We start from the raw sequence: 541 nt of genomic DNA on the forward strand, positions 1-541 counted from the left end.
GGTTACGCAAGTGGAGTTTTTCGCGAATAACGATCGCTTAGGTGTCGTTACTCAAGCGCCATATTCCGTTACTTGGAACGCCACACTTATTGGCGCTAACCAGCTTAAAGCCGTTGCAACCGATAACGACAACAATACGTCAGAATCTGTTGTGAACGTAAATGTCAGTGATAAAGATTTAGTCATTTCTCTTACTTCGCCTAGCGCAGGTCAAACGGTTGGCTTAGGCAAAAATCTCGCATTAAGCGCCGATGCAACGTCTTTAACTTCAGGCATTAAGCAAGTTGACTTTATGGTCAACGGCGCCGTTGTCGCCACAGATACGACTGCACCTTACTCTGCGAACTGGACACCAGCCGCAATCGGACAGTTTACCGTAAGCGCTCAAGCCGTCGATCTTGCTGGAAGCACCGCATTATCTGACGCGGCAGCGGTGACAGTTGTAGAGCAGACAGAAAAACGTCATAAACTGGTTGGTTACTGGCACAACTTCGTGAACGGTGCGGGTTGCCCAATCAGACTGGCAGACATGGCTGATGCT

1 protein-coding gene is annotated in these 541 nt (G+C 49.0%); it reads left to right on the forward strand.

The window, feature by feature from the left end; all coding sequences use genetic code 11:
* The coding region (locus R7040_RS29365; protein ID WP_318098035.1) for an Ig-like domain-containing protein at positions 1 to 541 on the forward strand (541 nt) is incomplete at both ends.

The organism is Vibrio sp. 1069 (assembly GCF_033340555.1).